Source organism: Exiguobacterium sp. KRL4 (genome assembly GCF_001870785.1).
GTDB lineage: Bacteria > Bacillota > Bacilli > Exiguobacteriales > Exiguobacteriaceae > Exiguobacterium_A.
Window position 1 is genome coordinate 73,359 of sequence record NZ_MOLV01000028.1, and the last position, 22,186, is coordinate 95,544.

Below are 22,186 nucleotides of genomic sequence, written 5' to 3' on the forward strand. Positions count from 1 at the left end.
AGGAACAGGACTTGGCAGATAACACCATCATCCAATTTACAGATGTGACAAAACGTTTTGACGATCAGACCGTCCTTGATCGGGTCAGTTTTGAAATCGAACGTGGGAAATTTTATACGTTGCTCGGACCATCCGGTTGCGGGAAAACGACCGTCTTACGACTGATTGCCGGATTTACCGAGGCGACAGAAGGCGATATTCTGTTTAACGGTAAACGAATCAATGACGTCCCGGCGAACAAACGACAAGTCAATACGGTCTTTCAGGATTATGCCTTGTTTCCGCATCTCAATGTTTTTGAAAACATCGCGTTTGGCTTACGGATCAAAAAGATGAAAGAAGCAGAGGTCAAGACGCGGGTCCTCGACGCCTTGAAGTTTGTTAACTTGTCCGGGTATGAGAACCGTGAAATCACGGAAATGTCAGGTGGACAACGTCAGCGCGTGGCAATTGCCCGGGCAATCGTCAACGAGCCGGAAGTCATCCTGCTCGATGAACCGTTATCAGCCCTTGATTTGAAGCTTCGGACGGAGATGCAGTATGAACTACGCGATTTGCAACGACGTCTTGGCATCACGTTCATCTTCGTCACGCACGATCAAGAAGAAGCGCTTGCAATGTCGGATGAAATTTTTGTCCTCAATCATGGTCTGATTCAACAGTCCGGTACACCGACGGACATCTACGATGAACCGATCAACCGTTTCGTCGCCGACTTTATTGGTGAATCGAACATCATCCCGGGACGGATGTTGACGGACTACCGTGTGTCGTTTGCGGAAAATGAATTTGATTGTGTCGACCGGGGTCTTGAATTGAATGAACCGGTTGAGATCGTCATTCGTCCGGAAGACTTGGAGATCACGAGCGTTGCTCAAGGGAAATTACGTGTCACCGTCGATTCACAACTGTTCCGCGGTGTGCACTATGAGATCGCTTGTATGGATGACGTCGGAAACGAGTGGCTTGTCCATAGTACGAAAAAAGCGATCGTCGGTGAACAGATTGGACTGACATTTGATCCGGAAGCGATTCATGTCATGCGTCTAAATGAGACGGAAGAGGAATTCGATAAACGACTTGAGTCATATGACGGGGTGCTGTGATGCAAAAAACACGCAACTGGTATCTGATTCCGTATAGTTTTTGGATCGCGTTGTTCGTCATCGCGCCGATCGTCCTGGTCGTCTATTATTCGTTTCTCGATCTCGAAGGTCATTTTTCACTCATCAACTATCAAAAGTTCTTTACTTCGACCTATCTGACGATGACGTTAAGTTCTTTTTGGTATGCCTTTTTGATTACCTTCTTTTCGCTCGCCATCGGTTATCCGACGGCTTATCTACTGACAAAAACGAAACATAAGCAATTATGGTTATTATTAATCATCTTACCGACTTGGATTAACCTCCTGTTAAAAGCGTATGCCTTCATCGGTCTATTCAGTACCTATGGATGGGCGAACCAGACGCTTGAGGCCATCGGAATCGGTCGGAAACAGATTTTGTTCACGGACTTCAGTTTTGTATTTGTTTCCGTCTACATCTTCATACCGTTCATGATCTTACCGATCTTTAATGCGATTGAAAAATTGAATCCGTCCCTCGTCTTTGCGGCACGTGATCTCGGGGCATCCAACTTCATGACGTTCCGCCGTGTCGTCTTCCCGTTGACGCTTGACGGTGTGAAGTCAGGCTGTCAACTCGTCTTCATTCCGGCGCTGTCTTTATTCATGATCACGCGTCTGATTGCCGGGAATCGTGTCATCACACTGGGAACGGCGATTGAGCAACAGTTTCTTGTCACGCAGAACTGGGGCATGGGCGCAACGATTGCCGTCTTCTTGATCATCGCGATGGCGATCATTCTTGCTTTGACGAGTACGAAACGGAAGAAAGGAGCGACAACATGATGAAACGACTCAAATTAGCGAATCTATACTTGATCGGTGTCTTCATCATCTTGTACGCACCGATTTTCTATCTCGCCTTCTATTCTTTTAATAGTGCCGACAACATGACGAATTTTGAATCCTTTACGTGGGACTGGTATAAGGAAGTATTCCAAGACTCCCGTCTCTTGATCATCGTCTTGAATACGCTGGTCATCGCGCTGTTGTCAGCGGCGATCTCGACGATCATCGGTGTCTTAGGAGCAATTGGGATTCAAGCAGTCCGTAAGAAACGAGTTGAGACGTCACTGTTGACGTTGAACAGTATTTTGATCGTCAGTCCGGATGTCATCATCGGTGCGTCCTTCTTGATTTTCTTTACGATGCTTGGCATTCAGCTCGGCTTTACGTCGGTCTTGTTGTCACACATCGCGTTTTCTGTCCCGATTGTCGTCATTCTTGTTCTTCCGAAACTCCAGGAGATGAGTCCGACACTCGTCGATGCAGCGCGTGACTTAGGCGCAAGCCGATTCGATGTCTTGACGAAAGTCATCTTACCCTACATCACACCAGGGATATTTGCCGGATTCTTTACGGCACTCACGTATTCGCTTGATGATTTCGCCGTGACATTCTTTGTCACCGGAAATGGTTTTACGACCTTATCCGTTGAAATCTATTCGCTCGCACGACAAGGGATTTCCATGAAAATCAATGCGTTGTCGACAGTCATTTTCTTGTTTACGTTTTTACTCGTCATCGGCTATTACTTCCTAAACCAACGTTCTGTGATGAAGCTGTCCCGACCGGAGGTGAAATGATCGATGAAAAAACTCATTCAATTGTTCGTAGCGATTTTTCTGATATCCGGCATCATCTTGTTTGCCTTAAATCGACTCAATGCAACGCAAGGGTACTCCGGTAAAAATGTCTTGAACATCTATAACTGGGGTGACTATATCGACCCTGAACTGATTGATCAGTTTGAGAAAGAGTCTGGTATCAAAGTTGTCTACCAAACGTTTGATTCGAACGAAGCGATGTTGACGAAAATCGAGCAGGGAGGCACGACGTATGATGTCGCGGTCCCGTCTGATTACGCGATTGCCAAGATGATCGAAGAAGATCTGGTGATCCCGATCAATCAGGAAAAAGTGCCGAACTTAAAAAATATCGATCCCCGTTTTTTAGATTTATCGTTTGATCCAGGCAACCGCTATTCGATTCCTTATTTTTGGGGAACGGTCGGAATCGTCTATAATCAGAAATTGATTGGCGGAAAAAAACCGACGAGCTGGAAGGATCTTTGGGATCCGGCGCTAAAAAATCAGATTCTCCTCGCAGACGGAGCACGTGAAGTGATGGGGATGAGTCTGAACAGTCTCGGCTACTCGTTAAACGAGACGGACGAAACCAAACTTCAAGCGGCGAAAGCCAACTTGATGAAACTGACACCGAACGTCAAGGCGATCGTCGGTGATGAAATCAAGTTGCTGCTCGCGAATGAAGAAGCTGGAATAGGTGTCGTCTGGTCCGGGGATGCCAATGAAATCATGAGTGAAAATGAAAATTTGAACTATGTGATTCCGAAAGAAGGATCCAATGTCTGGTTTGATAACATCGTCATTCCGAAGACAGCAAAAAACATCGACGGTGCTCACCAATTCATCAACTTCATGCTCGAACCGAAGAACGCCGCAAAAAATGCTGACTACGTTGGTTATTCGACGCCCAACACGGCTGCTTTGAAGTTGCTTGATCGTGAAGTACGTGAAGATGAACGGTTTTACCCGAACAAAGAAGTCACCGATACACTTGAAGTATATGAAAACTTAGGGAAAGAAATGTTGGCACATTATAATGAACTATTTTTAGAGTTCAAAATGCATAAGAAATGATGCAAAAAAAGTTGTTACCTATTCAGGTAGCAACTTTTTTTAAATATTTTTTAAAGAAATGTATTTAAAATGAATATTATTTCGAAAATGGGGGAATGAGATATCTATCAAAGCATTTCAAGGGGGAGCACATCATGAAACAATTTTTAGGTCTTATCTTAACTGCTGCACTTACCATGAGTCTTGTCTCAGGTCCTTCATATAACGAATCCGTAGAAGCGGCTAAACCGACAGATGTCGACTGGTTGAAACAGATCAAAACGAGTGCTTCAAAGGCAACATCAACCGATAATAAAGTGAAACTGGAACAGACGACATTGGCGCAAGTACATACTGCGTACAAAGGTGAAAGAAACTCGACATGGTGCCAAAGTGGTAAAGGGTTAGTCACACCTAACAAAGCGATTCATTATTGTTCAACGTTCGGTGTACCCGATCGTAAAGCAAAAGTTTCAGCAATCGTCTATAATCCTAAAGTGCTCAGTCGAACGGTTTCTGTCAAGGAAGTAAAACAAGCATATCCTACTGCAAAGCTTGATCAAGCCTTTAATCTGATGACAGTTTCAACAAAACAGGTCAACATTTATCTAAATTTAAATTCTGAGCGTACACAAATCATGTCAATTCTAGTAAAATATAACTAATGAACAAAGGATGACCTTTTGGGCCATCCTTTTTATTGAATCTTTTTATAAATCGGCACGAGTTGTTCATAGGTATTTCGAATCAGATTTACTAATTCCTCATGCGACATCGAACTGACTTGATCAGCGGGAACATGACGGCCCACTAGGAATTCCGCTTTCTTCACATCACGAAACCGGACGAGTCCTTGTTCAAGACTTGTTTCATCGATTCGTTGCGCGTCTTTTTTCATATGATCATAAGAAATGACGAAGTCAGACGGAAGTGCATGTAAGATGTCTTGTTGCTGCAATAATTTAGTTGCATATTGTGATTTGTTCGGAAGTTCGTAGATATAGGCAAGCCAGATGAAAAGATGATCATCAAATAAGCCGACTTGAAAATGGGGAAGCATCTTATAACCACGTTTATTTGGTGAGAATGCCATCCATGTATCATTTGGTGGATTCACTTTCCGGCGGGCGTGTTGTGCGATATGGACATAGATATCTTCTGCAAGATGAACCGTCAAGTCAGGTAAAACTTCTTGTCCAATCTGTTTAAAGACAGGCTGTATCCGTTCCCGGATTGCCTCCATCCGCTTCTCCAACCCATCAATCTGAAATGTATCAAACGCTTCTTTTGTAAAATGAGTAGTCACTGATTTATCACCTCTGTCTAATAGTGTAACAAATCGGAGTATTAAAAATAGACTTCGATGCTCAAATGGTGAATAATAAATATGCGTTTTCCATATATATACAAAAACGTTTAGGGGAGGGGAAGTCAACGTGCGTCGTTTTCAACAATATCTCCTTCGAAGCTGGATTGTATTTTTCCTTGTCGTCATTGGAATAGATTTACTGGCGAAATCAAGGGATTACAGTCCCAGCATCGATTTTTTTACATTTACGCTTGTCGTTGCACTCTCTACTATTTTTGTCATCGATCCCGTCCGTCGAAGACATATGAGTTTTACGTTCCATTTTGGGTTCGTCCTGTTTACGTTCTTGACATACGGATTACTCTCGGCCATCTGTGTCGGACAATTGACGATGTTGATCTATCAGTTGCGAACGGTCCATACGGCCATCGGACGCCGACGGATGCTACATAACTACCCGTTTAATGTCACGCTTGAACTATTGCTGATCCTACCAGCGGGACTTGCCTACAATGCGTTAGGCGGAACCCATGGAAAAGATTTTGCATTGATCGGCAACATTGGACCCTTGCTCGTTATGGTCTTGATTTTATGGTTGGTCTTATTGTTCCAATATAGATTATCTCACTTTTTACTGGGTGAAAATATCCCGAGCAATGTCATGTTACCGTTACTCCGATTTGAAGCAGTCGTCATCGCGGCTGAATTATTGTTTGGTATCTTCAGTACATTGATGGTCCAAAACAATGGGAACAGTGGACTTGTCATGACGGCGTTTGCGTTGTTCATCATCAAGCGGTCACTTGGAAGTTCCGTCCATGCGAGCGACCGGATCGAGCACTGGGAACAAATCGAACGCTTAAAAGAAGCCGCCTGGAAGGACGGGGACGCCCAGTTCATCATCGAGCGTTACTTACGGCAGTTAAATCATTTTGTCCGTCCAGACATTGCGTGGATCAAGTTTGATTTTAGTGAAGGAAATCCGATTTATTATTCCTTAAAAGACGGACGGAAATTAAAGGCCGATCACGTTCAGGGTATCATCATCGAAGAGATCATTGAAGAAAAAGATGAAGTCTTGTTATACGGGATGCAACAGGAATGGGACATTCGGTTATACGATTGTATCCCGGAAGAAACCCAATCAATTTTATTCATTCAACCGGAAGCGACGGAAAAAATCAACTGTTCGTTATTTCTAGCATCCGAAGCGAGCGGTGAATTCACAAAAGATTTTGGTTATGAGCTTTATCGGGCTCTTCGTGTCTTGTCCTGGGCCGTCGAACGGGCACAGGAACGTGAGCGTCTCTTGACGGACAGCCGGACCGATGCGATGACGAAATTACCGAACTACCGCGCCTTACAAGAATGGGGCGATCGGCGGATCCGTCAACGGGACTTATATCCGTTCTCGGCTTTAATGATTGATTTAGACCACTTTAAACAAATTAATGATACGTATGGACACGAAGTCGGTGATGTCGTCTTGTTTGAAGTCGCCAAGCTGTTGATGCAGGCGACGCGTATCACGGATCTTGTGGCACGTTACGGAGGGGAAGAATTTGTCGTCTTGTTACCAAATACGGATCTTGAATCCGCGCAAATCGTGGCGGAACGGATTCGCGAGACGTTACATGCCAACCCGGTTCGGATTGAAGACAATCAATTAAAGATTACGGCAAGTATCGGCATTGATACATTAAACGAGTTAGGTGATCTAGCGAGCCTGATCCGGAACGCAGACCGAGCGATGTACATCGGAGCGAAGTTCCAAGGGCGGGACCGTGTCGCATCGTATCAAGAGTGGAAAGAACGTGTAATATGAAAAGAACCGTCGACGATGTCGACGGTTCTTTTTTGTTGTAAACAGGCTTCTAGGTGGTCTGAATAGGATAGGGAACAAAAAGAAGAGAAGAATTGCGCAAAAAAAGCCTCATTCCAGGTGCGAATGAGACTCATGAAGGGATGTGTTTAAAATTGAAAGATAAAGGCAAGATTATTGGGCGTGTTGTTTACTGATCCGAATTTCACTTTCAATGGCATGAATCGCAGCTGACCATGAACCGTAACGGTGAAGTAAGGCTTTCGTAGAAGGTTTATTATTACGTTTTGCCCATTCACGGTACGCTTCGAAAGAGAGCGAGAAACCAACTTCTTCAATCGCTTGTCGGAGCGAAGCCGCGAGTTCGGCTTTCGAATAGGTGACACTAGCTTCTAAGCCGGCAGCCGTACAGGCGTCATGCCACGATCCGAACATTTTCACGATATGATAATGACTAGGTGCATGATGAACGGATTTTCGCCACATCTGGTATTTCTTTAATGTAATCGTTGATCCGACGTCTTGGGCATAACGGTGGAATGATTTTAAGATTTCATCTTTTGTATATTTCGGAGCACGTTCGAGTTCTTCCGGCTGCTGATCGATGTGCCATTCGTATCCTGCTGCAGATAATGCTTCCGGCCAAGAACCAAACTGGCGAATGATGGTCTCTGGTTGAGGCCATCCATGTTCGATGGCATAGCGACGATAAATCGTCCGACGGGGACGGTCCTGAATCAGCTCACCTAAGGCTTGGATCGCTTGAATCATTTCCAGTTGTTCTTCCGTCCATGTTTGTTGACTCGTAAGTACACGTTGTTTCAAGGGTGAGTCCTCCTTCCTAGTCGATCGTAATAGTTGAGGCAAAAGTCCTCTGTATAGAATATATCGGCACATTTCCATTAATTATGAATAATTACCATGAAATACTGTAAATAAAGTGAAAATCATTCTTCAGCTAAGTATAAATGGAAGTAATTCAAATGAAAACAGAATGTTAACAATTTTTAATGTTAATTCTAAAAACAGTACATTTGTCTCATATGGAAAAAAAGACCAGACTCGCATGGAGCGAGACTGGTCTGAAGTGGTACTTATTTCCCTTCGATGTACGTCCATTTGAACGAAGTATCCGCACCGACTTTGTGGTTAACGATTCCTTTAACGTAAGGTTTACGTAAGAGGGAAGCACCACGTTGGTACATGACGGAGATGGCTTGGTCGTCTTCAAGCAAGACTTTCTCAGCGTCTTTGAGTGACTGCCAGCGTTTTTCAGCATCCGTTTCCTTCATCGCTGATTTGATGAGTGAATCGTACTGATCGCTTGAGTAACCACCACGGTTGTAAGGTCCACCTGTCATCCACATGTCGAGGAACGTCATTGGATCCTGGTAGTCAGGTCCCCAACCAGCGAATGAAAGTTCGAATTCACCTTTTGATTCAAGCTCTAGCTTGTTCTTGAACGGTTGTTGTTTGATTGTGACTTCAAGACCTGGCAGGTTTTTCTCCCACTCGCCTTTGAGGTACTCAGAGATTTTCTTCGAGTTGTCATCATCGTATGAAAGAAGCTCAAGTTTGACCGTTTTCTTACCGACATCTTTCAGGCCTTTTTCGAATGATGCTTTTGCCGATGATGCGTCGAATGAACCAAAGCCTTCGTTACCGTCACGGAAGTCTTTTCCGTCCGGACCTTTAGCAAATTCTTTTGGTACATAGTAGTAGGCAGGGATTGATCCATTGTTCAGGAGGACTTTTGCCATCTGCTCTTTGTCGTAACCCGAATCGATTGCTTTTCGGATGTCTTTGTTTTTAAGCAGTTCGTTTTTGAAGTTCATTTGGATGTAGTACATTGATGCGTCAAGTCGTGTATCGAACTCTTCGCTGTCTTTGTACTGATCGACGAACTCACTTGTCAGACCGACCGTATCGATGTCGCCTTTTTCATAGAGGTTGACGGCAGTCGAAGTTTCTTTAACAACCTTGTAGTTGACTTCTTCGAGTTTGACAGCATCTGCATCCCAGTATTGATCGTTTTTCTTGTAGCTCCAGCCGACTTCTGTTTTCCAGTCCGTCAATTGGAATGGTCCGTTGTAAAGGAAGTTTTCCGGATTCGTTGCGAAATCTTTTCCTTTTTCTTCGACGAATTCTTGTTTAAGCGGCATGAATGAACCGAAGCCCGTCAACGCTTTGAAATATTCAGCAGGTTGTGTCAATTTAACTTCCAGTGTCTTGTCGTCAACAGCCTTGACACCGACGTCAGCTGGTTTTCCTTTACCTGTGTTGTAAGCTTCCGCGCCGTCGATGACATACATGATGTACGCATATTGTGATCCGCTTTTTGGATCAAGGACACGTTTCCACGCATATTCGAAGTCTTTTGCCGTGACGTCACTGCCGTCCGACCATTTAGAATCACGTAATTTGAATGTGTATGTAAGACCATCTTCAGAGACGTCTACACTTTCAGCGACACCAGGTGTTGCTTCTTGTTTCTCGTCAAGACGGAACAGACCTTCTTGGACGTTATTGAGGACTGTGAATGAAACGGAGTCCGTTGCGACCGTCGGGCTGAGTGCCGGGATATCTGAACCGCTTGTCAGGTTAAGGACCTGTTTGTCTGATGCCTTTTTCGTGTCGGTCGAACCTGAAGTATCTTTTGAATCATCTGTAGAGGTACAAGCAGCGAGGCTTGATCCAGCGATTGTTAGAGCACCAACGAGTGCAAGTGTTTTTTTCTTCTTCATAATGATAAGTTCCCTCCCAAGAATGAATATATATGATTGAAAAATGAGTACCGATTAGAATAGCGATCCGGTGTCCTATAAAAAAAATAAGAGGGGTCATCGCCTTTTATTTTGTTGAAGGAAAGCACCGGATCAACTTGTTACCAATAATAAATACAATATTCAGAAAAATCAATAGCTTATTTTCAGATTATTTCAAAATTATTAAAATTTCGTGTGTTATCAACGTTTTTTTTGTAAAAATAAATTTTCTCCAAGGATAATATCCAAGGATAATATTGGGAGGTAAAGATGATTATGAAAATTAAAACACGCTATCAGCAATAGCGTGTTTGAGGTGGGTCAGTTGAGTTGATCGAGGAAGGAAAGTGCTTCTGTGACATGATCTTTGACTTTGACGGACCGCCATTCCTGAATCAATTCACCGGATTCATTGATTAAAAATGTGGAACGGACGATTCCATAATATTCCTTACCGTAGTTTTTCTTGAGCTGCCAGACACCATATTGTTCACAGACGCTGTGGTCGACATCCGATAGAAGTTCGAAAGGAAGTTCGTATTTTGAGATAAAGTTCTGGTGCCTTTTCTGGCTGTCGGCCGAGACACCGAGAATGACCGTATTTTTAGCAGCAAAGGCTTCCGTTGCATCACGGAAATCACAGGCTTCGGTCGTACAGCCCGGTGTAGAATCTTTTGGATAAAAGTAGAGAACGACTTTTTTTCCGCGATAATCGCTCAACGAAATCAGTTCTCCTTGTGCATTCGGAAGGGTAAAATCAAGTGTGCTCATAGTAGTTCCTCCTTAACCAAGTTCCATGTTCAATTGGTCGGCGTATTTTTCAAGCTTCTTTTGCAAGCTTTCCTTTAAGGGATCAAGGGCGATCAAATATTTTTCGAAGTCTGTTCCGGCTTTTGCCGTCTTCAGCAACAAGGCTTGTTCATCACGGTACCAGTCGGCGTAATCTTCATAATAGTCGACCAGCGTCTCTGGATTCCCTTCATTGCCAAGCGCTTGACCGTAAATCATCAGGATATTACTGTTCATCTCAAGCGCCATATAATCCGTCTGGGCATTGACGCGTGTGAAGACTTCATCCTGTTGATCTTCCTTCGTATTACCGACTGCTTCCGCTGCTTTCGCGTTGACACCATATTCATCGGCATTAAAGGAATCGAACATCGAGGCGAGCGTCGTAAAGACGGCAGGCTCAAACGTCGTCGGTACGATGACGACTTTCCATGCATCATCTTGCTTCAGGAACAGCTTTGATGCTCGGTTTGGCAGCGGGGAGCCGTCTTCATCATTAAACTCGTGAATGATGTACGCCACGTCCCCTTTCTGAAAACTTTTGACGACCTTACCCGGTTTGATTTTTAAGTTTTTAGCACCAAGCATGGCAGGGCGGAGTAATTTTTCATCTCCTGTATATTCAACCCGGGCAAGGGCCTTGGCGTCAGCCGTACCGGACTGTCCGACGGTTTGTTGGTACGTCTTGTACACGTCGAGGACGTCTTGACTTGCCTGTTTGGTTTGTTTCGTTTCCGTGGACTTCGGGGATTCAGTATCAGTAGACGGGGCAGAATCGTTTCCGCATCCGACGAGGATGAGACTCGTTGATGCCAGTATCGTCAGCAATCGTTTCATTTCTGGTTCCTCCTAATGAAAAACATCAATACTCTGTGTCTTCACCATACAGGAAATTCGCTTTTTTGAGTAGGGAATAGGTACACTAACATAAAGGAGAGTGGGTTCAAGATGAAAATTCACGTAACAGATGAGGCATTACAGTATTTTAAAGAAGAGATGGAAGCAAAAGAAGGCGATACGATCCGTTTCTTCGCGAAATACGGCGGTTCAACGGATTTAACGCAAGGATTCTCAGTTGGTGTCCACATGGAAGCGGTGGACCGGGCGGCGGTCGAAGAAGTCGTCGACGGGATTCATTTCGTCGTATCGGATCAAGATGACTGGCTCTTCCAAGGACAAGATGTCCAAGTATCCGTTCAAAACGAAGAGATCGTCTTTTCCCAAGCGAAACAATAAGTGGAGAATGAAGGGGACCAAATTGGTCTGCTTCATTTTTTTTGTCTAGAATAATTGTAAGCGACGACATGCTTCTGTACAATGGAGAATGTAAGCGATTAAAAGCAAGTATAAAGGGGGAATAGAGATGATTCCGTACAAACACGAACCATTCACGGACTTCTCACAAGAAGCAAACAAGAAAGCGTTCGAAGAGGCGCTTGAACTTGTATCAAAAGAGCTTGGCAAGGATTATCCACTCGTCATCGGGGGAGAACGTGTGACGACAGAAGATAAGATCGTTTCTGTCAATCCGGCAAACAAAGAAGAAATCGTCGGACGCGTCTCAAAAGCAACACAGGCACACGCTGAAGATGCGATGCAGGCGGCAGTCAAAGCATTTGAGACGTGGAAATTCGTTAATCCGAGTGTTCGTGCGGACGTCTTATTCAAAGCGGCGAACATCATCCGTAAACGAAAACATGAATTCTCAGCCTATCTCGTCAAAGAAGCAGGTAAACCATGGAACGAAGCGGATGCGGATACAGCAGAAGCGATCGACTTCCTTGAGTATTATGCACGTCAGATGCTTATCTTAAAAGAAGGTAAAAAAGTTGAAAGCCGTCCGGGCGAATACAACCGGTACGACTACATTCCACTTGGCGTCGGCGTCATCATCTCACCATGGAACTTCCCACTCGCGATCATGGCAGGAACAGCGGTTGCTGCGATCGTGGCAGGTAACCCGATTCTCTTGAAACCGGCATCGACGACACCGGTCGTCGCTGCAAAATTCGTTGAAGTCATGGAACAGGCGGGCCTTCCGGCTGGCGTCTTGAACTTCATTCCAGGACCAGGCGCGGAAGTCGGAGATTACCTCGTTGATCACCCGAAAACACGTTTCATCAGCTTCACTGGTTCACGTGATGTCGGACTCCGCATCAACGAACGTGCTTCAAAATTGAACGATGGTCAAATCTGGCTCAAACGCGTTATCGCGGAAATGGGCGGAAAAGACACGATGGTCATCGATGAGTCGGCTGATCTCGACTACGCGGCAGACATGATCACAAAAGCGGCATTTGGTTTCTCAGGACAAAAATGTTCAGCTTGTTCACGTGTCGTCGCACTCGATTCTGTTTACGACGAGTTGCTCGCAAAAGTCGTCGAAAACACAAACAAACTCAGTATCGGTAACCCGGTTGACGTGACGAACAACGTTGGACCTGTCATTGATGCAGCAGCTTTCAAGAAAATCACATCGTACTTCGATGTCGCAAAACAAGAAGGACGGATTGCAGCAGGTGGTACGGCGGATGATTCTACAGGATACTTCGTTTCTCCTACAATCGTCGCTGACGTGCAACCGACCGATCGTCTGATGCAAGAAGAAATCTTTGGACCAGTCGTTGCCTTCACGAAAGCAAAAGACTTCAAAGAAGCGATCGACATCGCGAACAACACAGAGTATGGTTTGACGGGTGCCGTCATCACTCAAGACCGTACGAATCAGGAATACGCGCGTGCGAACTTCCATGTCGGTAACCTCTACTTCAATCGTAGCTGTACGGGCGCAATCGTTGGGTACCAACCGTTTGGCGGATTCAACATGTCAGGAACGGATTCCAAAGCAGGCGGACCGGATTACTTGACTTTACATCTTCAAGCAAAAACTACTTCTGAAATGTTCTAAAATGATGTTTAATAGATGAAACGGGTATGCGACCTGCATATCCGTTTTTCTTTAGAAAAGGGGGAGCACGAGATGAACGGAATGTGGTTCGCAATTTTGTTGTATCTAGGTTTGATGGTCACGCTAGGCGTCGTCGCGTATTATCGAACAAAAAACATGAATGATTATATGCTTGGAGGACGGACGATTGGACCTGTCGTCACAGCGCTCTCAGCAGGGGCAAGTGACATGAGTGGGTGGTTGTTGATGGGATTACCCGGCGCGATGTTTGCAACTGGTCTGTCCAGTGGTTGGATCGTCATCGGATTATTACTAGGGGCTTATGCCAACTGGTTGCTCGTTGCACCACGTCTGCGTGCTTATACGGCACATGCCGGGGACGCCATCACGATTCCCGACTACTTTGAAAAACGATTCCACGATAAAAGTGGTGTCCTGCGTACAGTTTCAGCTGGAGTTATCTTAATATTCTTTATAATGTACGCATCAAGCGGTTTTGTCGCCGGCGGTCGTTTGTTTGAATCGGTCTTCGGGCTCGAATATACAACCGGCTTATGGATTTTGGCAGGTGTCGTCATCGCCTATGTCTTCCTCGGCGGATTCCTCGCTGTCAGTTGGACGGACGTCGTCCAAGGAATGATCATGGTCATCGCCTTGTTGATCGTCCCAGCGGTCACGTTGACACTCAGTGGTGGGATCAATGAGACACTCGAGACGATTCGCTCGACGGATGGTTCAAAACTCGAGTTGTTCAAAGGAACGACAGTCATCGGGATCGTCTCCTTGCTGGCCTGGGGACTCGGTTATTTCGGTCAGCCGCACATCATCGTCCGTTTTATGGCGATTCGTAACCTTCACGAGATGAAAACAGCTCGTCGGGTCGGAATGATTTGGATGACGTTTTCAATCGTCGGAGCGATGGTGACGGGCTTGTTCGGATACGCTTACTTTACACAACAAGGTGGCACGCTCAACAATCCGGAGAACGTCTTCATTCAATTGTCGCGCGATCTTTTCCCAGGGTTCGTGACGGGCTTGTTGCTTGCAGCGTTACTTGCTGCCATCATGTCGACAATCTCGACGCAATTGCTCGTCTCGTCGAGTGCCGCAACAAACGATTTCTATCAACGTTTCCTGAAACGAAATGCATCGGATAAAGAGTTGATGGTCATGGGACGCGTCATGGTTCTTGTCGTCGCACTCCTTGCGATTGCTTTATCGTTTGGTGCTCAGAAATCGATTCTGACACTCGTGGGTTATGCCTGGGCTGGATTCGGTGCTGCGTTTGGACCGGTCGTCTTGTTCAGTTTATTATGGCGCCGGATGAATAAAACAGGAGCACTTGCTTCGATGGTGACAGGATCTGTCGTCGTCATTGCCTGGATTTTAGTCAAACTGTATGTCAAAGATTTACCGTTTTATATCTCGGAGATGTATGAGATGATTCCAGCTTTCCTCGCTTCGACGGTTGCACTCGTCGTCGGCAGTCTCGTCACGAAAGCACCGAGTCAAGCGATCTATGATGAATTTGATGAAGTACAAGCCCAGCTCAAAGGGGCGGAGCCACAACGGAAAGTCGTTTAATGACGAGTTCAAAGGAATGTGAGGGGGGGACTTCTCACATTCCTTTTTCAATGGTTAATTTTAGAATATTCAGTTTTTTTGTTTTGCTTGTCGGTAGCTCGGGTAATTCATAACTAGAAGCTTTCTGCCCGGAAGCTTTGCTACCCCCATAAGGACGATGGTGCGGACCTCCCCCCGATGCACCATCGTCTTTTTTGTCTGGACAAAAAGTGCTATGATTAGAAATAGTGTAAAATATATTGAAAAAGTTCCGGAGGTGGAATCAGATGGCAAAGATTAATGAAGAGCAAGTCCGCCATGTGGCGCATTTAGCACGTCTCGCCGTAACAGATGAAGAAGTCCAACAATTTACCGTTCAACTCGAGAAGATTCTTGGGTTCGCTGAACAATTAAATGAGCTCGATACGACAGGGGTCGAACCGACGACACACGTCCTCGATCTTAAAAACGTCTTGCGTAAAGACGAAGTACGCCCATCACTTCCGCGCACGGAAGTAGAACGACTCGCACCTGATTGGGAAGACGGACAAGTCCGTGTCCCGGCAGTGTTCGAATAAGGAGGAGACCACCGATATGTCACTTTTTGAACATGGTGTAAAGAACTTACACACACTCGTCAAAGATGGGGAAGTTAAGGTATCTGAACTTGTCCAAGAATCCTTTGACCGGATTGACCGCGTTGATGGAAAAATCGGAGCCTTTTTGTCTCTGAATGAAGATGCTTTCGAACAAGCAAAACGAATGGATGAAATCGCAAAACACGAAGCAAGCCCGTTATTCGGTTTGCCGATTGGTGTCAAAGATAACATCGTCACAAAAGGAATGACGACGACATGTGGTTCGAAGTTCCTTGAAAACTTCGTCCCGGCTCACGACGCGACGGTCGTCGAACGTCTGCATGAAGCAGGCGCCGTCACAATCGGGAAGTTGAACATGGATGAGTTTGCGATGGGTTCTTCAAACGAAAACTCAGCGTATAAACCGGTTCGCAACCCGTGGAACACAAAACACGTACCGGGCGGTTCGTCAGGCGGTTCAGCAGCAGCAGTCGCAGCAGGAGAAGTGTTGTTCAGCTTAGGTTCAGATACAGGCGGTTCGATCCGTCAGCCCGCTGCATACTGTGGCGTCGTCGGTTTAAAACCGACATATGGTCTCGTCTCACGTTTCGGACTCGTTGCCTTCGCCTCGTCACTTGACCAAATCGGACCGGTAACACGGACTGTCGAAGATAATGCCTACTTGCTCAGCGCGATCGCCGGTCATTGTGACATGGATTCGACGTCAGCAAACGTCAATCCGACCGATTATACACAAGCGTTGACAGGAGATATCAAGGGCTTGAAGATTGCCGTTCCGAAAGAGTACTTCGGAGAAGGAATCAGTGAAGGTGTCAAAGAGAACATCCGCACAGCGATCAAGAAACTGGAATCGCTTGGCGCGACGGTCGACGAAGTCTCACTGCCGAACTCGAAATATGCCCTCGCGACGTATTACTTACTCGCTTCTTCGGAAGCCTCATCGAACTTGGCTCGTTTTGACGGAATCCGTTATGGTGTCCGTGCCGAGGCAGACGCACTAGAAGACGTCTTCAAGTATTCGCGCGCACAAGGTTTTGGTGACGAAGTCAAACGCCGGATCATGCTCGGAACGTATGCTCTCAGCTCAGGCTATTACGATGCGTACTATAAAAAAGCACAGCAAGCGCGGACATTGATCAAACAAGATTTCGACAACGTTCTCGCAAACTATGATGTCATCATCGGACCAACCGCACCGACGCCAGCGTTTGAGCTTGGTGCTCAAAATGATGATCCGGTCACGATGTATGCCAACGACATCCTGACGATTCCAATCAACTTGGCTGGTGTGCCAGCGATTTCGGTTCCAGCCGGTTTCGTCGACGGATTACCGGTCGGTCTGCAAATCATCGGAAAACACTTTGACGAGGCGACGATTTACCGTGCTGCGCATGCATTCGAGCTTGCGACCGGCGGATTCGCGCTTCCGAAGCTATAAAGGAGAATGCCTTATGAACTTTGAAACGGTCATCGGTATTGAGGTCCATGCCGAATTAAATACAAATACGAAGATGTTTTGTGGCTGTGCCCGGGAATACGGGGCAGAAACAAATACAAAAACATGCCCGATCTGTCTCGGACACCCAGGTGTCTTGCCGAAAATCAATGAAAAAGCAGTCGAACTCGCCGTTCGTGCAGCAATGGCTTTGAACTGTCAGGTTGCCGATCAAACGAAATTCGACCGGAAAAACTATTTTTATCCGGATACACCAAAGGCCTATCAGATTTCTCAGTTCGATCAGCCGATCGGCTTTGACGGCTATATCGATGCGGAAGTGGACGGCGAAACAAAACGCTTCCGGATTGAACGTGTCCACCTGGAAGAAGATGCCGGGAAGATGAACCACACGGGTGCCAATCATTCGGTCGTCGACTTTAACCGGACAGGCGCACCGTTGATCGAAATCGTCAGTGAAGCGGACATGCGTTCACCAAAAGAAGCAGTCGCCTATCTCGAACGTCTCAAGGAAGTCTTGCAGTATGCAGGCGTCTCGGACGTTAAGATGGAAGAAGGATCGTTACGGTGCGACTGTAACATCTCTGTCCGTCCATACGGCCAAGAGAAGTTCGGAACGAAAACCGAACTGAAGAACTTGAACTCGTTCGGAAACGTCTTGAAAGGTCTTGAGTATGAAGAAGACCGTCACCGTAAGTTGTTGTTATCCGGCGGTGTCATGCGTCAGGAAACGTTACGTTTTGATGAAACGAAAAAACAAACAGTCTTGATGCGTGTTAAAGAAGGGGCGTCCGATTACCGTTACTTCCCGGAACCGGATCTCGTGAAGCTTGTCCTCGATCATGACTGGAAAGAGGCAATTCGCGCCGGGATTCCGGAATTACCGGACGCGCGTCGTGTCCGTTACCAGGAAGCGCTTGGCTTGTCCGCGTATGACGCGAAACAATTGACGGTCACACGTGAGATGGCAGAGTATTTTGAAGCGACGATCGCAGCGGGTGCGGAACCGAAAGCCGCTGCCAACTGGACGGTCGGTGAAGTTCAAGGTCACTTGAACAAATCGACGGAAACGTTTGAAACGATCAAGCTGACACCAGCCCGTCTCGCTGAAATGATCGAATTGATTGCCGGTGGGACGATTTCGTCGAAAATCGCGAAACAAGTCTTCACGGCCGTCATCGAACACGGTGTCGAACCGCGTGCTTACGTCGAAGAACAAGGACTGGCACAAATCTCGGACGAAGGACTCCTTCGCGGACTGGTCGTCGAGATGTTTGAAGCAAATCCGGCGGTTGTCGAAGAACTCGTCAACGGCCGTGACCGGAAAAAAGGTTTCGTCATCGGTCAAATTATGAAAAAGACAAAAGGAATGGCGAACCCGGCCCTCCTCGATCAACTCTTCTATGAGGAATTGGAAAAATTAAAATAAATCATCTAGAAGTGACTGTTTCTCGCCTTGCATCAAGGTGAAGAAGCAGTCGTTTCTTTTTTTTGCCTTTGTAATGTGTCAAAACTTCATGTAAAATAAAACAGTTATGTATCAAATGGATCGGTTGAGTAAAAAAGGAGAAAATCTTATGAGACCTAGAGCGCGAGTGATTTATAACCCGACTTCCGGGAAAGAGATGGTAAAGCGTAATCTGCCGTATATCTTGGACCGGCTGGAAGCAGCGGGTTATGAGACTTCCGTCTATTCGACGAAAGCGGTCGGTGACGCGACATATGAAGCAGCACGGGCCTGTGAAGCCGAATTTGACCTTGTCGTTGCTGCAGGTGGAGACGGTACGTTAAACGAAGTGATCAGCGGGATGGCATCGTATCCGGTTCGTCCGAAGTTAGGTGTCTTGCCAGTCGGAACAACAAATGATTTTGGGCGGGCGATGCGAATTCCGCTGACGATTGAAGGCGCGATGGACGTCATCTGTACGGGTTACACGATGCCGGTTGACATCGGCAAAATCGAAGGGACGACAGGAACGCATTACTTCATCAACATCGCAGGCGGCGGTATCATGACCGAACTATCGTACGAAGTCCCGTCAAAACTCAAGACGGCGCTCGGACAGTTGGCGTATTACGTCAAAGGGATGGAAAAGCTCCCGCAAATCCGTCCGACGTATGTCGAGCTGGAACATGAACGTGGCATCTTTAAAGGCGAAGTCATGCTCTTTTTGACATCGAATACCAATTCCGTAGGTGGGTTCGAGAAACTTTCACCGAATGCTTCCCTCAATGATGGACGTTTTGATTTATTCATTTTGAAAAAATGTAATCTCGTCGAGTTAATCCGCGTGATGCGGTTGGCGTTAAAGGGAGATCATTTCTCTGATCCATGTATTGAACATGTGACGACGTCATTCGTCCGGATGAAAAATACATCCGAGATGAGCTTGAACATCGATGGTGAGTTCGGCGGAATCTGTGAAGGTGAGATGACGAATCTTCGGTCGCATTTTGAAGTGATGACGCCGAAGTTCCGGATCGACGAGATGGAAACGATCAATTTACAGCTACAGGCACAAGAACAGGAAACGAATCTCGCGTAAAGCGCGGGATTTTCTAGGAGGAAAACAATATGATTCCAGTACAAAAAAACGATGAGCACGTCGTCGAGATCGTCGATTTGACGCACGACGGTTCAGGTGTCGCGCGGATTGACGGCTATACGGTCTTTATTCCAGGGGCATTACCAACGGAACAAGTAAAAGTCAAAATCACGAAAACGACGAAATCATATGGTTTCGGCCGGATCATCCGTCAAAAGACAAAGAGTGTCGATCGTGTTGAGCCACCATGCCCGGTCTATAACCAGTGCGGCGGCTGCCAACTGCAACACCTTTCATACGAGGCGGAACTCCAGTTTAAACACAATCGTGTCCGTGACGCATTTGCTCGTCTTGCGGGTCTTGAGATTCCGGTTCACGAAACAATCGGGATGGAAGATCCATGGGGATACCGCAATAAAGCACAGGTACCTGTCGCTTTCCAATCAAACAAGTTGATGGCTGGGTTTTATCAAAAACGGAGTCACCGCATCATCGATATGAATTATTGTTTGATTCAAAACAAAGAAAACGACGAAGCGATCCAAGCTGTTCGCAAAGTCTTGGCAGATCTTAAAGTACCTGCTTACGACGAAAAGAAAAACAGTGGTGTCATCCGCCATATCATGGCACGTCACGGCTACCATACAAACGAATTGATGATTGTCCTCGTGACGAAAGTCAAACAGTTGCGTGGTGTCGATAAAATCGTCGAAGGTATCTTAAAAGCGGTCCCGAATGTCACATCGATCCAGCACAACATCAATCCGGATGAGACGAACGTCATCTTAGGAAAACGTAATATCGTCCTTCATGGACCGTCTGTCATCCGCGACCAAATCGCTGGATTAACATACGAAATCTCACCGCATTCGTTCTTCCAGGTCAATCCGTTACAAACGGAAAAATTATACGGAAAAGCGCTTGAATACGCTCAATTAACTGGCGATGAAATCGTCGTCGATGCATACTGCGGCATCGGTTCGATTTCGTTATCCCTGGCGCAACAAGCAAAACACGTCTACGGCATCGAAATGGTCCCGCAAGCAATCGATGACGCGCGTCGGAACGCAAAAGCCAACGGAATCAATAACGTTTCGTTTGAATATGGAACGGCGGAAACGGTCATGCCGGCGCTCGTCAAAAACGGTATCAAACCGGACGTCATCGTCGTCGACCCACCACGTAAAGGCTGTGACGAAGAATTCTTGCGTGCTGCTGCTGAAGTCGCACCAAAACGCATCGTCTACGTGTCATGTAATGCGTCGACACAAGCACGTGACGCGAAGTTGCTTGCTGAGCTTGGTTACAAGTTGATGGAAGTCACACCAGTTGATATGTTCCCGCACACGACGCACGTCGAGAGTGTTGCGTTGTTTGTACGCGAAGAAAACTAAGCCACTTTAAACTAACAAAAAACGAGAATCACTTACCGGAAGAACGGTAGAGTGACTCTCGTTTTTTTTATGCGTAATTAGAATCAAAAAGCGCATCAACCACACGTTGACTGGCTTTCCCGTCATCCAAGCTGCAAAAGCGTTCCTGGAACGCCGTGTATTTATCCGCATATTGTTTGGAGTTTGCCGTGATGTCTTCGATATAGTCGATGACCTGATTACTTTCTTTTAACAAAGGTCCAGGAACGACCGCTTCAAAATCAAAGTAGAATCCGCGTAAGACAGACGCGTACTTCTCTAAATCATACGTAAAGAACAGCATTGGTCGATTCAAATGCGCAAAATCAAAGAATACGGAGGAGTAATCTGTGATCAGAAGATCGCTGATTAGATAAAGTTCGGCGATGTCGCCGTATGACGAGACGTCATACGCAAAACCGGCATACGCATCGAGATCCAGATGTTCAGCAATCAGATAATGCATCCGGAGCAAGACGATATAGTCCTGACCGAGACGTTTCTGCATCTGTTGTAAATCAAGTTGAAGGTTAAACCGGTATTGGCCTTTCGTCATGAACTCGTCGTCGCGCCAGGTTGGTGCATATAAAATGACTTTTTTGTTCGCCGGCACGTCCAATTTCCGTTTGATCGTCTCTCCCTGTTGATCCCGATCAGGAGCATATAAGAGATCATTTCGCGGATACCCACTTTCCAACAGCGTGCCGCTGAAACCAAAAGCACGTTTGAAGATTTCGCTGGAATAGGCATTTGGTGAGAGCAGATAATCCCATTCCTGTGCTTGTTGATAAAAATTCTTTTTGTATTGTTCTGTCGTCGTCCCTGCCATATGGACTTCTTCCATATCAAGACCTAACCGCTTCAAAGGTGTTCCGTGCCACGTCTGTACATAAGTCGTTGTGCGCCGTTTCTTTAAGCTGAGCGGTTGACGGGTGTTGAAGATCCAGTACCGTGCGCGTGCCATGCAGTAATAATACTTGGGACTATTGCGTAACACCCAGTCCGGACAGGCGGCTTTGACGTCATCGGTTGGTTCCTTCGCAAAAATCCAGATGAGCTTCAGCTCCGGATGTTGTTCGCGGAGCTTTAGATAAAGTGCTTTCGGATTGTCAGAATAACCACGTCCTAAAAAACTTTCGAATACAACAAGATTTTTTTTGATCGGAAGCTTCTGGAAGAGGCGGTACAAAAGCAATCCTTTATGAATTTTCTTTCGACGAATCTTAGTAAGTAGCTGTGTCATGTCATA

At 46.1% G+C, this 22,186-nt stretch carries 20 protein-coding genes; 14 read left to right on the forward strand and 6 right to left on the reverse strand.

The genetic code is table 11. The annotated features are described in order from the left end of the window. Positions 1–11 precede the first annotated feature (11 nt). The 5 genes from BLD48_RS13980 to BLD48_RS14000 all read left to right on the forward strand — a co-directional run bounded on the left by BLD48_RS13980 (position 12) and on the right by BLD48_RS14000 (position 4,433). Positions 12–1,106 carry an ABC transporter ATP-binding protein gene (locus BLD48_RS13980; RefSeq protein ID WP_014971287.1) on the forward strand — a complete coding sequence of 365 codons (1,095 nt, stop codon included), beginning with the start codon at positions 12–14 and terminating at the stop codon, positions 1,104–1,106. Beyond that, on the forward strand, positions 1,106–1,912 hold the full coding sequence (locus tag BLD48_RS13985) for an ABC transporter permease (RefSeq protein ID WP_014971286.1): 807 nt from the start codon (positions 1,106–1,108) through the stop codon (positions 1,910–1,912). The genes BLD48_RS13980 and BLD48_RS13985 overlap by 1 nt, the downstream gene beginning before the upstream one ends. Then, positions 1,909–2,712: an ABC transporter permease gene (locus tag BLD48_RS13990; protein WP_071500767.1), complete on the forward strand. Its 804-nt coding sequence runs from the start codon at positions 1,909–1,911 to the stop codon at positions 2,710–2,712. Before BLD48_RS13985 ends, BLD48_RS13990 begins: the two co-directional genes overlap by 4 nt. A gap of 3 nt (positions 2,713–2,715) precedes the next feature. Next, positions 2,716–3,789, forward strand: a complete 1,074-nt coding sequence (locus BLD48_RS13995; RefSeq protein ID WP_071500768.1) for an ABC transporter substrate-binding protein — start codon at positions 2,716–2,718, stop codon at positions 3,787–3,789. 134 nt (positions 3,790–3,923) lie between these two features. Beyond that, the gene (locus tag BLD48_RS14000) at positions 3,924–4,433 is read left to right on the forward strand and encodes a hypothetical protein (protein ID WP_071500769.1); all 510 of its coding nucleotides are present in this window, start codon (positions 3,924–3,926) and stop codon (positions 4,431–4,433) included. A gap of 32 nt (positions 4,434–4,465) precedes the next feature. Here the strand turns inward: BLD48_RS14000 and BLD48_RS14005 are convergent, their stop codons facing one another. After that, complete coding sequence (locus BLD48_RS14005; RefSeq protein ID WP_071500770.1) at positions 4,466–5,074, reverse strand: YktB family protein; 609 nt, start codon at positions 5,072–5,074, stop codon at positions 4,466–4,468. A gap of 130 nt (positions 5,075–5,204) precedes the next feature. On the opposite strand from BLD48_RS14005, the gene BLD48_RS14010 reads away from it, so the two are divergent. Beyond that, positions 5,205–6,902 (forward strand): GGDEF domain-containing protein, encoded by a 1,698-nt coding sequence (locus tag BLD48_RS14010; RefSeq protein ID WP_071500771.1) that lies wholly within the window; start codon positions 5,205–5,207, stop codon positions 6,900–6,902. A 171-nt stretch (positions 6,903–7,073) separates the two neighbouring features. On the opposite strand, the gene BLD48_RS14015 is transcribed toward BLD48_RS14010, so the two are convergent. From BLD48_RS14015 to BLD48_RS14030, 4 genes are all read right to left on the reverse strand, one after another. Then, positions 7,074–7,724 carry a homing endonuclease associated repeat-containing protein gene (locus tag BLD48_RS14015; protein WP_071500772.1) on the reverse strand — a complete coding sequence of 217 codons (651 nt, stop codon included), beginning with the start codon at positions 7,722–7,724 and terminating at the stop codon, positions 7,074–7,076. A gap of 269 nt (positions 7,725–7,993) precedes the next feature. Beyond that, on the reverse strand, positions 7,994–9,643 hold the full coding sequence (locus BLD48_RS14020; protein WP_071500773.1) for a peptide ABC transporter substrate-binding protein: 1,650 nt from the start codon (positions 9,641–9,643) through the stop codon (positions 7,994–7,996). Between the two features lie 342 nt (positions 9,644–9,985). Beyond that, positions 9,986–10,435, reverse strand: a complete 450-nt coding sequence (gene bcp, locus BLD48_RS14025; RefSeq protein ID WP_071500774.1) for a thioredoxin-dependent thiol peroxidase — start codon at positions 10,433–10,435, stop codon at positions 9,986–9,988. Between the two features lie 12 nt (positions 10,436–10,447). Further along, on the reverse strand, positions 10,448–11,290 hold the full coding sequence (locus BLD48_RS14030; protein WP_071500775.1) for a hypothetical protein: 843 nt from the start codon (positions 11,288–11,290) through the stop codon (positions 10,448–10,450). Positions 11,291–11,401: 111 nt separating this feature from the next. On the opposite strand from BLD48_RS14030, the gene BLD48_RS14035 reads away from it, so the two are divergent. The 8 genes from BLD48_RS14035 to rlmD all read left to right on the forward strand — a co-directional run bounded on the left by BLD48_RS14035 (position 11,402) and on the right by rlmD (position 20,919). Continuing rightward, on the forward strand, positions 11,402–11,689 hold the full coding sequence (locus BLD48_RS14035; RefSeq protein ID WP_014971276.1) for a HesB/YadR/YfhF family protein: 288 nt from the start codon (positions 11,402–11,404) through the stop codon (positions 11,687–11,689). A 127-nt stretch (positions 11,690–11,816) separates the two neighbouring features. Further along, positions 11,817–13,361 carry an L-glutamate gamma-semialdehyde dehydrogenase gene (pruA, locus tag BLD48_RS14040; RefSeq protein WP_071500776.1) on the forward strand — a complete coding sequence of 515 codons (1,545 nt, stop codon included), beginning with the start codon at positions 11,817–11,819 and terminating at the stop codon, positions 13,359–13,361. A 72-nt stretch (positions 13,362–13,433) separates the two neighbouring features. After that, a complete protein-coding gene (putP, locus tag BLD48_RS14045) occupies positions 13,434–14,945 on the forward strand; it encodes a sodium/proline symporter PutP (protein WP_071500777.1) in 1,512 nt (503 codons plus the stop codon). A gap of 266 nt (positions 14,946–15,211) precedes the next feature. Further along, positions 15,212–15,502 carry an Asp-tRNA(Asn)/Glu-tRNA(Gln) amidotransferase subunit GatC gene (gene gatC / locus BLD48_RS14050; protein ID WP_014971273.1) on the forward strand — a complete coding sequence of 97 codons (291 nt, stop codon included), beginning with the start codon at positions 15,212–15,214 and terminating at the stop codon, positions 15,500–15,502. A gap of 16 nt (positions 15,503–15,518) precedes the next feature. Continuing rightward, on the forward strand, positions 15,519–16,961 hold the full coding sequence (gene gatA / locus BLD48_RS14055; protein ID WP_071500778.1) for an Asp-tRNA(Asn)/Glu-tRNA(Gln) amidotransferase subunit GatA: 1,443 nt from the start codon (positions 15,519–15,521) through the stop codon (positions 16,959–16,961). Between the two features lie 13 nt (positions 16,962–16,974). After that, positions 16,975–18,408 (forward strand): Asp-tRNA(Asn)/Glu-tRNA(Gln) amidotransferase subunit GatB, encoded by a 1,434-nt coding sequence (gene gatB, locus BLD48_RS14060; protein ID WP_071500779.1) that lies wholly within the window; start codon positions 16,975–16,977, stop codon positions 18,406–18,408. A gap of 148 nt (positions 18,409–18,556) precedes the next feature. Next, the gene (locus BLD48_RS14065) at positions 18,557–19,525 is read left to right on the forward strand and encodes a diacylglycerol kinase (protein WP_071500780.1); all 969 of its coding nucleotides are present in this window, start codon (positions 18,557–18,559) and stop codon (positions 19,523–19,525) included. A gap of 29 nt (positions 19,526–19,554) precedes the next feature. Beyond that, positions 19,555–20,919: a 23S rRNA (uracil(1939)-C(5))-methyltransferase RlmD gene (gene rlmD / locus BLD48_RS14070; protein ID WP_071500781.1), complete on the forward strand. Its 1,365-nt coding sequence runs from the start codon at positions 19,555–19,557 to the stop codon at positions 20,917–20,919. Between the two features lie 67 nt (positions 20,920–20,986). Here the strand turns inward: rlmD and BLD48_RS14075 are convergent, their stop codons facing one another. Next, positions 20,987–22,180 carry a CDP-glycerol glycerophosphotransferase family protein gene (locus BLD48_RS14075; protein ID WP_071500782.1) on the reverse strand — a complete coding sequence of 398 codons (1,194 nt, stop codon included), beginning with the start codon at positions 22,178–22,180 and terminating at the stop codon, positions 20,987–20,989. Between the last annotated feature and the right edge of the window lie 6 nt (positions 22,181–22,186).

Bases quoted from the DNA above. Each gene is read 5' to 3' on its own strand.
- pruA (WP_071500776.1), top strand. From the start codon at position 11,817: ATGATTCCGTACAAACACGAACCATTCACGGACTTCTCACAAGAAGCA.
- gatA (WP_071500778.1), top strand. From the start codon at position 15,519: ATGTCACTTTTTGAACATGGTGTAAAGAACTTACACACACTCGTCAAA.
- BLD48_RS14020 (WP_071500773.1), bottom strand. From the start codon at position 9,643: ATGAAGAAGAAAAAAACACTTGCACTCGTTGGTGCTCTAACAATCGCT.
- BLD48_RS13985 (WP_014971286.1), top strand. From the start codon at position 1,106: ATGCAAAAAACACGCAACTGGTATCTGATTCCGTATAGTTTTTGGATC.
- putP (WP_071500777.1), top strand. From the start codon at position 13,434: ATGAACGGAATGTGGTTCGCAATTTTGTTGTATCTAGGTTTGATGGTC.
- BLD48_RS14030 (WP_071500775.1), bottom strand. From the start codon at position 11,290: ATGAAACGATTGCTGACGATACTGGCATCAACGAGTCTCATCCTCGTC.
- rlmD (WP_071500781.1), top strand. From the start codon at position 19,555: ATGATTCCAGTACAAAAAAACGATGAGCACGTCGTCGAGATCGTCGAT.
- gatC (WP_014971273.1), top strand. From the start codon at position 15,212: ATGGCAAAGATTAATGAAGAGCAAGTCCGCCATGTGGCGCATTTAGCA.
- bcp (WP_071500774.1), bottom strand. From the start codon at position 10,435: ATGAGCACACTTGATTTTACCCTTCCGAATGCACAAGGAGAACTGATT.
- BLD48_RS13995 (WP_071500768.1), top strand. From the start codon at position 2,716: ATGAAAAAACTCATTCAATTGTTCGTAGCGATTTTTCTGATATCCGGC.
- BLD48_RS14075 (WP_071500782.1), bottom strand. From the start codon at position 22,180: ATGACACAGCTACTTACTAAGATTCGTCGAAAGAAAATTCATAAAGGA.
- gatB (WP_071500779.1), top strand. From the start codon at position 16,975: ATGAACTTTGAAACGGTCATCGGTATTGAGGTCCATGCCGAATTAAAT.
- BLD48_RS13990 (WP_071500767.1), top strand. From the start codon at position 1,909: ATGATGAAACGACTCAAATTAGCGAATCTATACTTGATCGGTGTCTTC.
- BLD48_RS14065 (WP_071500780.1), top strand. From the start codon at position 18,557: ATGAGACCTAGAGCGCGAGTGATTTATAACCCGACTTCCGGGAAAGAG.
- BLD48_RS14000 (WP_071500769.1), top strand. From the start codon at position 3,924: ATGAAACAATTTTTAGGTCTTATCTTAACTGCTGCACTTACCATGAGT.
- BLD48_RS14035 (WP_014971276.1), top strand. From the start codon at position 11,402: ATGAAAATTCACGTAACAGATGAGGCATTACAGTATTTTAAAGAAGAG.